13 protein-coding genes are annotated in these 14677 nt (G+C 51.4%); 8 read left to right on the top strand and 5 right to left on the bottom strand.

Annotated elements, in window-relative coordinates:
* Positions 1-40: 40 nt before the first annotated feature.
* Both ACZ520_RS05780 and ACZ520_RS05775 read right to left on the bottom strand, forming a co-directional pair.
* Positions 41-271 (bottom strand): hypothetical protein, encoded by a 231-nt coding sequence (locus ACZ520_RS05780; protein ID WP_088565796.1) that lies wholly within the window; start codon positions 269-271, stop codon positions 41-43.
* A 108-nt stretch (positions 272-379) separates the two neighbouring features.
* Complete coding sequence (locus tag ACZ520_RS05775) at positions 380-1021, bottom strand: matrixin family metalloprotease (protein WP_198298007.1); 642 nt, start codon at positions 1019-1021, stop codon at positions 380-382.
* A gap of 495 nt (positions 1022-1516) precedes the next feature.
* Here ACZ520_RS05775 and ACZ520_RS05770 point away from each other — a divergent pair, with 495 nt between their 5' ends.
* The 4 genes from ACZ520_RS05770 to ACZ520_RS05755 are packed head-to-tail and all read left to right on the top strand — an operon-like array spanning position 1517 to position 4655.
* Positions 1517-2518, top strand: a complete 1002-nt coding sequence (locus ACZ520_RS05770; protein WP_417869949.1) for an isocitrate/isopropylmalate dehydrogenase family protein — start codon at positions 1517-1519, stop codon at positions 2516-2518.
* Positions 2519-2520: 2 nt separating this feature from the next.
* On the top strand, positions 2521-3246 hold the full coding sequence (locus ACZ520_RS05765; RefSeq protein ID WP_374032427.1) for a coenzyme F420-0:L-glutamate ligase: 726 nt from the start codon (positions 2521-2523) through the stop codon (positions 3244-3246).
* A gap of 39 nt (positions 3247-3285) precedes the next feature.
* The gene (locus ACZ520_RS05760; RefSeq protein ID WP_088566881.1) at positions 3286-3750 is read left to right on the top strand and encodes a hypothetical protein; all 465 of its coding nucleotides are present in this window, start codon (positions 3286-3288) and stop codon (positions 3748-3750) included.
* Positions 3750-4655, top strand: a complete 906-nt coding sequence (locus ACZ520_RS05755; protein ID WP_088565799.1) for a hypothetical protein — start codon at positions 3750-3752, stop codon at positions 4653-4655. Before ACZ520_RS05760 ends, ACZ520_RS05755 begins: the two co-directional genes overlap by 1 nt.
* Here the strand turns inward: ACZ520_RS05755 and ACZ520_RS05750 are convergent.
* Together ACZ520_RS05750 and ACZ520_RS05745 are read right to left on the bottom strand one after the other, a co-directional pair.
* Positions 4652-5317: a hypothetical protein gene (locus ACZ520_RS05750; RefSeq protein ID WP_464127737.1), complete on the bottom strand. Its 666-nt coding sequence runs from the start codon at positions 5315-5317 to the stop codon at positions 4652-4654. The genes ACZ520_RS05755 and ACZ520_RS05750 overlap by 4 nt on opposite strands.
* 3 nt (positions 5318-5320) lie before the next feature.
* The gene (locus ACZ520_RS05745) at positions 5321-6478 is read right to left on the bottom strand and encodes a sensor histidine kinase (RefSeq protein WP_464127736.1); all 1158 of its coding nucleotides are present in this window, start codon (positions 6476-6478) and stop codon (positions 5321-5323) included.
* Positions 6479-6680: 202 nt separating this feature from the next.
* On the opposite strand from ACZ520_RS05745, the gene ACZ520_RS05740 reads away from it, so the two are divergent.
* The gene (locus tag ACZ520_RS05740; RefSeq protein WP_464127735.1) at positions 6681-8873 is read left to right on the top strand and encodes a phospholipase D-like domain-containing protein; all 2193 of its coding nucleotides are present in this window, start codon (positions 6681-6683) and stop codon (positions 8871-8873) included.
* Between the two features lie 577 nt (positions 8874-9450).
* Here the strand turns inward: ACZ520_RS05740 and ACZ520_RS05735 are convergent.
* A complete protein-coding gene (locus ACZ520_RS05735) occupies positions 9451-10350 on the bottom strand; it encodes an Hsp33 family molecular chaperone HslO (RefSeq protein ID WP_088565803.1) in 900 nt (299 codons plus the stop codon).
* Between the two features lie 78 nt (positions 10351-10428).
* Between ACZ520_RS05735 and ACZ520_RS05730 the strand changes: the two genes are divergently transcribed.
* The 3 genes from ACZ520_RS05730 (at position 10429) to pruA (ending at position 14559) form a co-directional block, all read left to right on the top strand.
* Positions 10429-10920: a phosphoglycerate mutase family protein gene (locus tag ACZ520_RS05730; protein ID WP_416480958.1), complete on the top strand. Its 492-nt coding sequence runs from the start codon at positions 10429-10431 to the stop codon at positions 10918-10920.
* Positions 10917-11504: a fumarylacetoacetate hydrolase family protein gene (locus ACZ520_RS05725; protein WP_464127734.1), complete on the top strand. Its 588-nt coding sequence runs from the start codon at positions 10917-10919 to the stop codon at positions 11502-11504. Before ACZ520_RS05730 ends, ACZ520_RS05725 begins: the two co-directional genes overlap by 4 nt.
* A gap of 106 nt (positions 11505-11610) precedes the next feature.
* Positions 11611-14559, top strand: a complete 2949-nt coding sequence (gene pruA, locus ACZ520_RS05720) for an L-glutamate gamma-semialdehyde dehydrogenase (protein ID WP_464127733.1) — start codon at positions 11611-11613, stop codon at positions 14557-14559.
* Positions 14560-14677 lie beyond the last annotated feature (118 nt).

Below are 14677 nucleotides of genomic sequence, written 5' to 3'. Positions count from 1 at the left end.
CCCCGGGTGGAGAAAAAGAACTCTCCGGAACGGGTGTTCCTTAGACTTTCATCAAATAACGAACTTCACGCATTACAAACGCCAGACGAGTTTGCAGATCCTGAAGCATCTCAAGATTGGCGTGCAACTGAGCCAAAGCATCCACTTCCACAACAGGTTTGTCGGCCATCTCGTGGTAAGCTTTGTGAGCCACAGGAGAAAAGGATTCAACAACAGACTCAGTCACCACCGCTTCAACTTGTGCGTTTTTATCCAAAGTGATCACTCTCATCTTGTTCTCCTTCACCTGCGTTCTCAGGCGCGAAATCAAAGTCTAGTTAGCTTTTTTCAGTTCCAACAACTTAAATAAACTTACATGGACATTTTACACTGCTAGGCGCTAGTACTCGCACTGCAGGGCTGAGCTGTCCGTCTCTGCCAGCACCACTCGGTCATCACCGCTGGACAGATAGGTCGCCATCACGGAACCCGCGCCATCCTTGTGTTTCAGGCCGAGCACGTGACCCATTTCATGAAGCACCAAAGCCTCAATATTCACCGGGCCGGAGCTTTTGCGGGACGGATTCACCGCCGTCGTCAAAGTGGCACCATTCCAATAGAAATTAAAGTCATAGCCGTTCAAACGGATGTCGGCTTCCTTAATAAGGTCCCCGATCCAGTAAACACTTGTTCGCCCCTGTTCCGAAGCGCGGTTGCTTTCCCAGGCATCCATCAAATAGATGATATTCTGCCCGTCTTTGTGAGGAACGATCGGTCCGCTATAACGTGGATATTGAATGATATTAATCAGCTTGCGTCCGGCGGTGCGTTCCCAGGTTTCTGCTGCTCGCATGATTGCAGGCACCATGGAATCCGGAATCGAGGTATGCAGTTGCATGGTCACTGGAGCATCGCTTTTCCAGGAGATTCGTTCGCCATACACGTTTTGCACGAAACCACAGTCTTCCTGGGATTTCGGCGCGCAGGCTTGAACAACTAATGCTATTGATAGGACCAACGCGGTCCCAAGCCACTTCCACATGAGAGCGACCTCCTCTGCCTTGGTGTATTACAAGGAAAGGGCCACCTTGGCCCGCGCGAATGTTTTGTCCTAACTGATTGCTTTTATTGGTCTATTCAAGGGCCTCGCGATTCAGCCCTAAAACCACCCAGCGCCAAGGAAAAGCCGTCAGGTTTAGCGACAGCGCCTTAAAATCGCCCTAAGTAATTGATTTTATATGAGCTTTTACGTGTAAAAGCTTTGAACACCCCTTCGCCGCAAAGTGTGGTGCAAAAGGATCCCAAACAAACTGGCCCGCCGATTGCTTTAGTAGAAAGTATGTCTCAAATAGAGACAATCGGACCCCACCCCAATCGGGGAAACCTTAGCGGTCCACACAACACATCCCACATCCTACCTTCCCTGGTGGTGAGCTGAAGAAAAGCTCCTCCCGCCAGCCGCGCGCGCGACGTTCAATCCTTGGAAAAAGACCGCAATTTTGATAAGTAAAAACCTTTCAACCAGAAAGGTCCCCTCATGATGAAACTGACAGTGATTCCCGGCGATGGTATCGGCCCAGAGATTATGACTCAGGTCGTTCGCGTTCTTAAACACGTACATGCTCCTTTCGAATACGAAGAGCATCAGGCCGGTGAAGTGGCCCTGAACTCTGTGGGCGAACTTTTGCCTCAGACCACCATTGACTCCATCAACAAAACCAAGCTGGCAATCAAAGGCCCGACAACCACTCCAGTGGGTGGCGGTCATAAATCCATCAACGTGACCATGAGACAAAAGTTCGATCTGTACGCCAACGTGCGCCCGGTTCGTTCTTTGCCTGGTGTTCAGTGTGTTTGTTCTGACGTGGATTTGACCATCGTGCGCGAAAACACCGAAGACCTTTATGCCGGCATCGAACGCATGGTCGATGAGGACACTGCTGAAAGCATCAAGCGCATCACCCGCAAAGGTTCTGAGCGCATTGCCCGTTATGCTTACGATCTGGCTCAGAAAACCGGCAAGCCTCGCATGGCGATCGTGCACAAGGCCAACATCATGAAGCTTTCCGACGGTCTGTTCCTGAAAGTGGCGCAGGAAGTGGGCTGGCAATATCCAACCATCACCACCAAAGACGTTATCGTTGATAATGCCTGCATGCAGTTGGTGACCAAACCTCAGCAGTTTGACGTGATCGTGACTGAAAACCTGTACGGCGACATTCTTTCGGACCTGTGCGCGGGTCTGGTGGGCGGTCTGGGTGTGGTTCCAGGCGCAAACATCGGCGCAAATCACGCGATCTTTGAAGCGGTTCACGGTTCTGCTCCGGATATCGCAGGTCAAAACAAAGCCAATCCAACAGCCTTGCTGCAATCTGCAGTGATGATGCTTCAGCACGTGGGCGAAAACGCCAAAGCCGATGCGATCATGAAGGCCTTGGTTGCCGCACTTTCTGACGTCAACGCAAGAACTGGTGACTTGGGTGGTAAAGGCACAACAGTGTCCTTCACCGACGCCATCATCCAGCGCCTGGGTCACTAATTATGACAAAGCCACTGATGATCTCTCCGGTTCGCACAGCGATCTTCCATCAAGGTGGGGATCTGGTGGAGTTCATCCTGGCTCATGTCGAAAAATCCCAATGGCAGGAAGGAGTCCTTCTTGCCATCACCTCCAAAGTGATCTCTCTGGCGGAAAACCGCCTGGTTCCTTTAAAAAGCATCGACAAAAAAGACCTGATTCGCCGCGAGGCTGATCACTACCTGGGTGAAATCGGTCATGGCGTGTCCTTGACGATCAAAGAAGGTCTGCTGTTGCCTGCGGCCGGGATTGATGAATCCAATTCTGAAAACGGCGACTATATCCTGTACCCGCAGGATCCCTATCTTTCTGCGGAAAAACTGCGCCGGTCCCTTTGCGAGCGCACAGGACTTAAAAACCTGGGTATCATCGTAACGGATTCCCACACCAGTCCTTTACGCAACGGTGTGACCGGTATTGCCCTGTCCTTTGCAGGCTTTGATCCAGTTCGCAATATGGTGGGTGAAAAGGACATCTTTGGCCGTGAACTGAAGATGACCAAGATCAATCTCGCCGACAGTCTGGCTGTCTCGGCAGTTTTGATGATGGGTGAAGCGGCGGAACGCTGTCCGCTGGCCCTGATCGCGAATGCACCGGTGACTTTCAATGAAAATCCCCGACGTGAGGATCTGCAGTTTGCTCCCGAAGACGACATGTACCTGCCTCTTTACAAACATCTCATGAAGTAGAGTTTGCCTGATCCCGGTTTTAAACTTAACATTGGTTACATGAAATCAATGTGTTTGCTTCTTGGATTCTGCCTGCTGATGTCTGCCTGTGCCACCAACCAAAAAAGCCGTCTGGCTGCCACCGGAATCGGTATCGGTGTGGGGGCTGCGATTGGTGCTGCCACCGCCCCTGAAGATGAACGTCCTGAACTGCATGCCCTGTACTGGGGTGGCATTCTGGGGGTCGTTTCTGCTGTGGCTGCCAATTACTATTATAACGACGAAAAAGACATGGAACTGATGCGCCTGGAAACTGAAAAAATGAAGGCTCAGTTGGATTTCTTCCAGAATGGCCCTGCCACTTTGCTGAAAGAAACCACCGGCAAAGCGGACAAAAAATACTTCCAAAGCGGCAAAGCCAAAATCAAACTTTACAAAATTGACCAGTGGGTTGATGAAGGCCCGAACAAAAAATACCACCGCGATCAGATGATAGAAATTCTGCCTTTGGAAAAAGGTGAATAATGAAAACGCGGGTTTTGTCGGTCCTGCTGGCAGCGTCGGTGATTTGGGCTTCGGTCGTCACTTACCTGTACTGGCAGCTTAAGAACAATCCGCGTGTGGTCGCCGTGACCATTGATGCCGGGAAAGAATCCCTGCAAAACATCCAGATGGGCGAAATGGAGCGCATGACCTTCCTGCGCCAGTATCTGGAGCGTTTCTTTAACTATGACTCCAACAACTTCTGGCAGTCGCAAACCTCGCTGGCATTTTTGATGGCGCCCAAGCTGGGTGAAGAGCGCATCCGCGAAGTCAGCCGCCTGCGTGAAAAAGTGCAGCAGAAAAACATGTCCCAGATCGGACGCCTGATCAGCTTAAAGCTTCTTTCCGATGGCAGCTATAAGGCCCTGCTGCAACTTCAAATCACCGAAGACACACAAAAGAACCAACTGTTCGCCACCACACAAATCCGTCTGAACACCACCGAGCGCAGCCTGGAAAACCCCTGGGGTCTGGTGGTCAGTGAAATGAAGTTCACCGGCACAACTCCGCAGGAACCGGCATTCCCCGCCCAGGTGTTCGCAAGTCATCAGAATCCGACATTGCTGACTTTCCCGTGTGCCATTGAAAATATTGAAAATCCGCGCGAGCAGGATCTGAAAATCAAGATCACCACCCTGAATATCAGCGAACTGCAAATCACGACGGCCAAATCCTTCAGTGGCACGGCAGCTTTGATCGCGATTTGCAAGGACCGCGAGTTCAAGTTTGAAATCAGTGCTGATGGCAAAGAGCGCGATCTGTTTGCCGCCTTCCCAGCCGCTGCTGGCAGCGAGCGCCGTCGCGAGACTGCCCCGGTCAAAGCCAAGAAAAAAGACATCTATGAAAAGACCATCGAAAACGTTCTGGGAATTGAGATCGACAACTAGACCGTCTTCATGTCACTGCGCTTAAGGGCATCATTCAACAACGCCTGATCGATGCCCACCATCACCCCGACTTTCGGATCTTTCGCTTCACAGACAAAATAGGCCGGCACCGGCAGCGTTCGGCGCTTTCCTTTCAGGTCATACCAGTCATCATCTTTTTGGATCTGACGGTCGCCTTCCTCTGTGGTGAAGGGCCAGATGTCGGCATCAAAGAATTCCCCCACGAACAACGCCTGCCCCTGCGGCCCTTCCGCTTCGCCTTCCACGAAATAGCGGGAAAGCTTGCGGCTGTCGCCCGCAACGTAATTAAATGACGTCAGTTTCCCGACAACAAAGCATCCACTTTCCGGGTGACGCAAAAATTTTCTTAATACATCCAGACGTCGTTCCCGCAAAAACACGCGGGAACCAAAAACAAAAGTCCCCGCCAAAAGCAACATCGCCAGTGCACTGCCCACGGAGGACCACATCGGAAGCTGATGGGAATAAGCCATTTGCAAGAAGAAACCGGCAAGCCCCAGGCTGATCAGGGCACATGCGGCGAAAACAAAGATCATCAAAAAGCCCGGAAGCCCGCGATGCCTTGCCAGTCTTTGCAGGCGTTCGCGGTTCTTCAGGTCCTGTTCATTTTTTACAACCAGATATTTCCATGAGCGGTACATGGATTAAGGATGATGAGTCGCCACCGCGCGGTCAAGCCCCGCCTCGACCGGCTTGGGGAATCGCAGAACCACCTGAGTCCCCACACCGACGCGGGAACGAATCTGCAGGTCACCGCCCACCGATTCCAGAGTTTTCTTGGCATCATACAGACCCAAACCGTTGCCGTTGTCTTTGCCGTAGCTCACGCCCTCTTGCGCCAGTTTTGGCAAAATGTCCTCAGGGATACCGCTGCCATTATCCATAATCTGAAGCAGCCAGTGATCCTGACGCTCCATCAAAGTCAGATTGATCGAAGCCTCTGATTCCGGCAGCGCTTCCAGGGCATTGTTCAGCAGATTGCTGACCACACGCTGGATTTTCACTGATTCCAGATTCACTTTCACCGCATCAGAATGAATGTGTTTATGCCATGTGAAGTTCACGGCAGGGTGTGAGAAACGATACTCTTTCAACAAAGAATCCATCAAATCCGTCAAATCAGGTTGCACGGTCTTCACAACCGGCAAGCTGCTTTGCGTATTTTGCTTGCGACCCTTCGCCAGCAGATCTTCGGCAATGCCCTTGATACGGGCCACGGCGTGATCAAACAGCTCTTTCTTTTCTGTGCTCATATCATGGGACAACTGACTTAAAGTGGTCAATGCCATCAACGGACCACGGATATCATGGGCCACCTGGCGCGAGATTTCTGAGATCTCTTTGTTGCGAGCAAGTTCAGATTCAAGTTTTTGTTCGTGCAGACGCGCCAGGAATTCACGGCGATAACCAAAACCCAGCAGAATCAAACCCAGCACCACACCCAGCATGAACACCGGAGAAGTCAAAGCTTTGACCACCAGTTCAGACGGGCCAAAACACACCGCCATTTTACCGGCAGGCAAAGAATTCAAAGTGATAGGCACCTCGGTGGAAACCAGGCACTGCAAAGAATCAGGATTTTGAACTTCGCTTTTTACGACGGCGGTGTGAACTTCTTTAAGTTGCTTCAGAATTTTATTCTGCAGGGTTGGATCCCCCTGGAAAAGTTTGGCACGGGCAATATCATCTTCCCAGATACCGACATACTGGCGAACGGAGTCCTTCGCACGGTGAACTTCGTAGCCGAAACTAAGCACGGCCACCACCAGACTTACGATCATAAAGACCGACAGCCATTTCACGGGGATCTCATTTTGAGACGAAGTTCTTGTGTTTTCCATACCCTAAACACAAGCAAAGCCCGGTCCGACCTGCCCTCGACCAAGACCCCCAAGGACCTGTTTAAACTTTTAACAGGAGACGAAACAGGGGCGCTGTTAATTTTTGGAAATTTCTTAAGGAAAATCGTTAACTTTTACCTCTGAGGAGCCGTTTTAGTACCTGATGAATAAGCTCTTGGGAGGCCTTGCACTGGCCATAACATTACTGACTTCATGCACGGGCCCGCAGCGCGCACCGAGCTCTGTGATGTATGACGATGAACGCGCCAACCGCATTCAGGAAATCGACGTCGAACTGTCCCGCTATTGGAACAGGGACTGGAAGTACAATCAGGAACTTTTCCAAAAAGGGAAAGAAAACGCAAAATTCCAAAAAGACCTCGATCACGCCAATGAAAACTGGCCCCATGTTGAAGCCCTGCTCAGTGAGCGCAATGCCGAAATCAACCAGCTGTCCTCGAAACTTTATCTGCGTGAATGGTCCGGCCTGGGCCCGTGGTTTGAAGCCACCTTCCGCCCGCGTCTGTTTGAAAAAGAAGAAGTTTTAAGAATTCGTTCTATGGACGACTTCAAGCTGGGAGCCCCTTCCGGGGCCTTCCCGATTGAGCATCAGTTCTATGGAACTTACATCCTGCGCTTTGAAAATGACCTGCCGGTTGAAAACAGTCCGTTCCGCGACGAAAAAAGCAACCAGCAGAAGAAATATCTGAGAGCCCGCCTGGAATGTGATGGCGACATCATTCATCCGGGAGGCTGGATTTTCTCGGGCGAAAAGCAGAGCCGTGTTTATGAATTTAACTGGTACTTCAACCGCGAAAACGGCCAGAAAGTGCGAGTGAAGTTCACTCCCCGTGTGAACTATTGCAAATTCTCGTTCCGTGATCCAGACAAGTCCTCAACATGGACCAATGGTCTGCAACTGGTGGATCTGAGCCGCGTGTCCCAGGAATGGATCAAGTTGACCAACCAGATCGACATCTGCGCCCGTCCCGATGGCAACTTCGGCAACGACGTCACGGCCTTTTTCTGGAAGCAGGACTTCAACTATACGACCTGCCCGCAGACTTTCGATAAACTGGTAAACCTGCGCGATCCGTATGTGTCGATCAATCAAAAGATCCTGGCACTGACCGGCTCTCCGCTGAGCCGCAAGGATTTCAACAACAAGAACCCGCTGGCGGAACTGGATTTCTCTAAAGCTCCGAAGTTTGACATCATCTGGGTTTCTTCTTTGAACTTCTCGGCGGACTTCTATGGCATGGTATTGTCCAGTGCCCTGAGATATCACGGTCAGCAAGGCACCCAGATCCGCATTCTGGTCCCGGAAGTCACTATGACTAAAAAGGACAAGGCGATTCTGGATCGCTTGCAACAGGGTCTTCCGAACATCAAAGTGCAGTACTATAAATACGTACTGTCTGATGAAAACAACGGCGGCTGGTTTGACAAGTTCCACCGGGTGAATCACACGAAACTGATTATTGGTCATTCCAGCACCAACACCAAAGACAGCTTCCTGATCACCGGGGGCCGCAACATTCGCGATTCTTATATATTTAGTGATACACCTTTCTATAAGGCGTACAAATACCTGAAGAACTACGGCGATGGCGAAGAGGCTTATGTTTATTATGACGATTTCGAAATCGAAATCCGTGGTTATGCCTTCGTAAAATCCGTGATGGCCCAGATGCTGGCCTTCTGGATGCGCGATCCAGAAACCCAGCGCCACCGATCCACAAACATCAACGTGCCTAAAGAAGCCTCGGCAGATCAGGTCATGCGCCTGCGCTCACTGCCTTATGCCGCACCACTGGTTCGTCACATCACTTCGATGCCTTACTTTGACGGCTATCAGTTGGAAAAGTTCTATATCGACATGATTGATTCTGCTCAATCAGAACTGCTGTTGACGACACCGTACTTCCGCCCGTCGGTGGCAATCAGTGCAGCGTTGGATCGCGCTGTTCAGCGCAAAGTCAAAGTGAAGATCATCACCCGTATTCATCTGGCTGGTGACGGCACACCAAAGATCGCCGAAGACGTGAACAAACAAGGCATCAACCGCCACCTGAAAAATGTCGAAATCTACGAATGGACCCAACCCAATTCGATCATGCATTCGAAAATTCTGGTGATCGATAAAAAGTTGAGTTTCATCAGCAGCGTTAACATGAACCGCCGAAGCTTCATCCACGACACTGAAAGCGGCGTATTGATTTTGCACGGCCCCACCGCACTAGAAATGCGCAAAGAGGCCTTAGACTACATCAGCAAAGGCCGCCGCATCACAGCCCAAGAAAAAGTAGGCTGGATCAACTCGACCCTAATCGACTGGGGAGATTCGCTCTTCTAATTCTTTTTTTGAAATCGGGATTTGGTTTGAACACGGGGGGATTGGGGAGGTCACCGGGCTTTCCCGACACTCCGTCGGCACGGCGTCGTGCCTCGTCGCTTCCCACCTGCGGTGGGAGGGCCATCCAAGCCCCGCGAAGGCCGACTGCGGTCGGGAAAGCCCGGTGACCTCCCCAATCCGTCTTCGAACGAAATGACTTAAAAAGAAATTAGAGGAGACGACTGCGCACGCGCGCGAAGTTCCAGGTTCTTACGAATGAAATTGTGGACACATTTCTTTTGACGACGCTTTTACGACGGACTTCCGTTTATCTCGCGCAGACGTTGATTGTCAGGTTTGGTATCCCCTGCGCTGCTTTTTTTCTGTGGCTGAGCTTAGAGACCATCCCAAAGATCCCTACTCTAGAAATTCGAAGATGATTGCAGGACAGGAAGGACTTGGCTGGCCGAAGGGAGACCTTCGCGGGGCCTGGATGGCCCTCCGCCGTCAGGCGGAAGCGACGAGGCAGGATGCCGTGTCTCCCGCAGCGCCGGGCAAGGCCTTGCTGGCCTGCAAACCCCGCGCTACGAAGAACTAACTAGTGAAGGGACTCTTTGTGAAGCTTGTCTTTAAGCTCCTGAACCTCAGGAATGGAAACTTCGTAAGGACGACCACAAACCTGACAAGTCACGTGGACTGGTTCGGATTTTTTGATCATGTCTTCGAAATCTTCCACCGTCAAAAGTTCCAAAGCTCGCATCACGCGGTCTTTGGTGCATGGGCAGAAGTATTCAACTTCCGGTTTGTGTTCGATTTCTTCAAACGGGATGCCATCCATGAATGGGGCCACCAATTGTTCGGCAGTGGCGCCGTCCAAAAGCATTTGTGAGATGTTTGGTTTTTTGTCTTCGTAATTTTTCTGGATTCTTTCCACGACCGCTTCGTCCACGCCAGGCATGACTTCAATCAGTACGCCGCCGGCAGAACGAACTTTGCCGTAAGTGTCCAGATAAACACCCAAAGAAACCAATGAACGGATTTGGTGGGACTGGTGCAGATAGTGGGCGATGTCCTGCCCGATTTCACCGCTGACCAGTTCAACAGTTCCTTGGAATGGTTGTTTTTGGAATGGTTGATGTCGAGCCACACTCAACAAACCGATGCCGATGGCGTCTTTCAAAGACAAACCATTGTCATAATTGGCTGGTTGGTATTGTGGGTTTGCGGTGTAACCACGCACGTGTCCGTTGTAGGACGCCTCTGCATAAACACTTCCCAGCGGGCCGTTACCACGGAAAAGCAGGCCGACCATTTGATCGTCCTTCAGTTGAGCCGCCATCAAAAGAGCGCCCACCATGCTGCGGCCCACGGCCACCGTGGCCAAGGGATAAGTGTTTTGCAGACCCTGCATATGTCGAACGACTTCAGTCGCATTCACTGCGGCAATACGCACAGTCAGATCTTTGGATACGAAGCGATGAACTCGTTCTTTACTCATGACAAACTCCCGGACTTTATGGAAAAATGAACCTAACAAAGCAAGACCCTAATTTCAAGCAGAAGAGAGCCCCCCGCAATGAAGATCTACGTCTTTAGACACGCCCAGAAAGCCATGGATTTTTCCGGAGACCCCGATCTCACGGCCGAGGGACATGCTCAAGCCTCCAAACTGCTCGACAAGGTGCTTAAAGAGGAATTACCGCGACCGACGGAGCTTTGGGTGTCCCCTAAAAAGCGCACCCACAGCACCTTCCGACCCCTGTCCCAGCATCTGGGGCTGCCGCTGATCACCCAGGACGCGCTGCTAGAACAAAAAAGCGACGAAACCCTGAGTGATTTTCGTAAACGCATCAGCAAGCTTCTGGAAAATGCCGCCACCAAAACAGATGCGACAATTTTCATGTGTTCCCACTATGACTGGGTGGTTGAAGCCATGGGAGTGGCCCCTGCTGATAAAGATCTCTCTGATGCTGAGTTTTCCCACTGGAGTCCCTGCCAGCACGTCGGTTTTCATGTGAATTCCGACGGCGTTTTTGAATTCATCGAACTAAAAAGGATTCAACTATGATTCGCAATATCTGGGCTGTCGGCCGTAATTACGCTGAACACGCAAAAGAACTGGGTAACGAGGTTCCCACCGAACCGATGATCTTTTTAAAGGCCGGAAGCACCGCCACTTTGGCCGCCAAAGAACTGGTTGTGCCGGCTTGGATGAATGAGGTTCACCACGAGGTGGAACTGGCGCTGCAGTTTGATGAAAACCTGCAGATTGACGAAGCCTGCATTGCTCTGGATCTGACCGACCGGGACAAGCAAAATCAGTTGAAATCCAAAGGCCATCCCTGGACGCTGGCCAAAAGCTTCAAGGGCGCCACTCCTCTTTCGGCGTTCTTCCCGGTGGACGATCTGGAAGAGCTGAAGAACCTTGAAATTATTCTAAAAATCAACGGTGAAACCCGCCAGATGGGGAACACCAACCAGATGATTTTTTCTCTGGAAAACCTGATCGAATTCGTGCGCCAGCACTTCCCGGTTGAACCCGGCGACCTGCTTTTGACCGGCACTCCGGCCGGGGTCGGCCCTATTCGCCGTGGCGACGCTCTGGAAGCCGAAATCGTGGGCAAAATGAAACACCAATGGCTGGCTCGCTAGCCATTCGCGTCAATACCCTGTTTCCACCCCTATTCCCGGAACACTAATCGCTTGAATTTTTATATCCCCGTGAGAATATGCGGCCCTTCTGTAGAGGTAAAAGCATATGAACGACATTCAGTCGCAAATTGTCTCCCGTGGTGAAGAGATTCTGAAACGCATGGAAAGCCAATCCAAGGCTTCCATTTTCTCCAAAGACTTCTGGTATGGCTCCATCATGGAATGGAGCATGAAAAACGAAAAATTCAAAACCAACATGTTCCGTTTCGTGGACGTGCTTCCTTCCATCAACTCGGGTGATGAAGTCGCGCGCCACTTGAAAGAATACTTCTCTGAAGACGGTGGCACTCTGCCTCCGGTATTCAACGTGGGACTGGGCTTGGGCTCCTTGGCTCCGGGCCTGATGGCTGGTGCTATCAAAAAGAACGTTATGGGTATGGCAAAAATGTTCATCACTGGTGAAAGCCCGGATGAAGCTTTGCCGGTTCTTAAAAAAGCCCGCAAAAACAAAATGACCTTCACTGTCGACATTTTGGGTGAAGCGACGCTGTCTGAAAAAGAGGCGCAAGATTACAGCAACAAGTACATGGAGCTTATCTCCTGGCTGGCGAAAGACGCCGAGAAATGGGACGAAGTTCCGCAAATCGACCGCGACCACGAAGGCGCTTTGCCGAAAGTAAACGTGTCCGTGAAAATGACGGCGCTTTATTCCCAGATCAAAGATGCGGCTTGGGATGAATCCAAAAAAATCCTGAAAGACCGTCTGCGCCCGGTGTTCCGTCTGGGCATGGAAAAAGGCGTGTTCGTGAATCTGGACATGGAACAGTACTCTGTCAAACACCTGACACTGGAAGTGTTCACAGAACTGATCAACGAACCTGAATTCAAAAATTACAAGTTTTTTGGCATCGTGATTCAGGCTTACCTGCGCGATTCCTTCGAAGACGTCAAATCCCTGACAGAGTTCGCGCAAAAACGCGGCACTCCGTTCTGGGTTCGCCTTGTTAAGGGAGCCTACTGGGATTACGAAACCATCGAAGCTGAACAGCGTGGCTGGCCGGTGCCGGTTTACACCAACAAGGCTGAATCCGACGCCAACTACGAGTTGTGCGCGAAGTACCTTCTGGAAAACATCAAATCCATCCGCCCTGCTTTTGCATCCCACAACGTCAGAACTTTGGCGGCGTGCATGCTTTACGCAGAGAAACTGAACATCCCGAAAGAGGCTTTGGAATTCCAAATGCTTTACGGAATGGCAGAACCCATCAAAAAAACCATTGTGGACATGGGCTACCGCATGCGTGAATACGCTCCGGTGGGCGAACTGATCCCAGGCATGGCGTACCTGGTGCGCCGTCTTCTGGAAAACACATCCAACGAATCCTGGCTGCGTGGCAAATTCGCCGACAACAAATCCATGGCGGAACTATTGAAAGATCCGGCACAAGGATTGACTCCGACGTCTCCGGTTATTCCGAAAAAACCAGGCAAGTTCTATAACGAACCGCTTTTGGATTTCGCAGTAAAAGCTGATCGCGAAAAAATGCAAAAGGCACTGGCTGATGCGAAAGCCTCTTTGCCAGTGAACGTGAACATCGTGATCAACAACAAAGAATTTCAATCCGGCAAAGTCTTTGACCGTGTGAATCCATCCCAGTCCGATCAGATCGTGGGTAAGATCCAGATGGCAACAACGGAGCAGGCTGAACAAGCCATGCAAGCAGCGCAAACTGCTTACAAAACCTGGAAGAACGTTCCTTGCGAACAGCGCGCCGCTTTGGTTGATAAACTTGCTGACATCATGACCCGTGACCGCTTCAAACTGATTGCGACGCAAGTCCTTGAAGTTGGTAAACCATGGGCGGAAGCTGACGGCGACATCGGCGAAGCGATCGACTTCTGCCGTTACTATGCGCGCCACATGCGCGAGCTGCAAAAACCACTTCGCGTGGGTGGCTTGCCGGGTGAACTGTCCCACTACATCTACAAATCCCGCGGTGTGACGGCGGTGATTGCTCCTTGGAACTTCCCTCTGGCGATTCTGGCCGGCATGGTGACTGCGGCGGCTGTTGCAGGTAACACCGTGGTGATGAAACCTGCAGAGCAGTCCACAGTGGTTGCCTGGGGCTTGATGAAAATGATCCAGGAAGCCGGATTCCCACAAGGCGTGATCAACTTCCTTCCGGGTTACGGTGAAGAGGTCGGCGAATACATCGTGAATCACAAGTACACGACCACGATCGCCTTCACAGGTTCCAAAGCCGTGGGCCTGCACATCATGAACCGCGCAGCGGTGGTTCAGCCTGGCCAGCAGCACGTCAAACGTTGCATCATCGAGATGGGCGGTAAAAACGCCGTGATCATCGACAACGATGCGGATCTGGATGAAGCAGTTGATGGCGTGATCTATTCTGCGTTTGGTTTCAGCGGTCAGAAATGTTCTGCTGCCAGCCGCGTGATCGTGCTGGATGAAGTTTACGACCGTTTCGTGGACCGTCTGGTGGAAACAGCGAAATCCATCGAAATCCACCCGGCTGAAAATCCAAAAGCTTACATGGGTCCGGTTGTCGACAAAGAAGCTTACGACCGCATCCTGGGAACGATTGCAGAAGCAGAAAAAAATCACAAACTGCTATTCAAGGGCTCGGTTCCTGGCGGCGGATTCTTTGCCCCGCCGACAATCTTTGGTGATGTTCCAGGCGACGCGAAGCTGGCTCAGGCTGAAATCTTCGGCCCGGTGGTGGCTGTGATCCGCGCGAAAAATCTGGATCAGGCGTTGGAAATCGCCAACAGCACCGAGTACGCGCTGACGGGCGGTATGTTCTCTAGAAGCCCTGCAAACATCGCTCGCGTGAAAGAAGAACTGGAAGTCGGAAACCTTTATGTCAACCGTGGCATCACCGGCGCAATGGTCGACCGTCATCCGTTCGGTGGCTTCAAGATGTCTGGTGTTGGTTCTAAAACCGGCGGCCCGGATTACTTGAAACAGTACATGGAGCCAGCGTGCGTGACCGAGAACACTCTTCGTCGCGGCTTTGCTCCGGCGGAAGAATAGTTTTCCTTCAATTCAAGAAAACCACCCAAAAGCCCCTGGTCACCCCAGGGGCTTTTTTGTTTTTTCCCTTTAGCCGAGCCAGGGAACGCCCATTCTTTAAACACCTTCTGGCAAAGAC

The organism is Bdellovibrio sp. BIS2, from assembly GCF_055398295.1.
The sequence above is the reverse complement of the archived record's forward strand: the minus strand, read 5'-3'. Positions and strand labels throughout refer to the sequence as shown.

Bases quoted from the DNA above. Each gene is read 5' to 3' on its own strand.
- ACZ520_RS05780 (WP_088565796.1), bottom strand. From the start codon at position 271: ATGAGAGTGATCACTTTGGATAAAAACGCACAAGTTGAAGCGGTGGTG.
- ACZ520_RS05775 (WP_198298007.1), bottom strand. From the start codon at position 1,021: ATGTGGAAGTGGCTTGGGACCGCGTTGGTCCTATCAATAGCATTAGTT.
- ACZ520_RS05770 (WP_417869949.1), top strand. From the start codon at position 1,517: ATGATGAAACTGACAGTGATTCCCGGCGATGGTATCGGCCCAGAGATT.
- ACZ520_RS05765 (WP_374032427.1), top strand. From the start codon at position 2,521: ATGACAAAGCCACTGATGATCTCTCCGGTTCGCACAGCGATCTTCCAT.
- ACZ520_RS05760 (WP_088566881.1), top strand. From the start codon at position 3,286: ATGAAATCAATGTGTTTGCTTCTTGGATTCTGCCTGCTGATGTCTGCC.
- ACZ520_RS05755 (WP_088565799.1), top strand. From the start codon at position 3,750: ATGAAAACGCGGGTTTTGTCGGTCCTGCTGGCAGCGTCGGTGATTTGG.
- ACZ520_RS05750 (WP_464127737.1), bottom strand. From the start codon at position 5,317: ATGTACCGCTCATGGAAATATCTGGTTGTAAAAAATGAACAGGACCTG.
- ACZ520_RS05740 (WP_464127735.1), top strand. From the start codon at position 6,681: ATGAATAAGCTCTTGGGAGGCCTTGCACTGGCCATAACATTACTGACT.
- ACZ520_RS05735 (WP_088565803.1), bottom strand. From the start codon at position 10,350: ATGAGTAAAGAACGAGTTCATCGCTTCGTATCCAAAGATCTGACTGTG.
- ACZ520_RS05730 (WP_416480958.1), top strand. From the start codon at position 10,429: ATGAAGATCTACGTCTTTAGACACGCCCAGAAAGCCATGGATTTTTCC.
- ACZ520_RS05725 (WP_464127734.1), top strand. From the start codon at position 10,917: ATGATTCGCAATATCTGGGCTGTCGGCCGTAATTACGCTGAACACGCA.
- pruA (WP_464127733.1), top strand. From the start codon at position 11,611: ATGAACGACATTCAGTCGCAAATTGTCTCCCGTGGTGAAGAGATTCTG.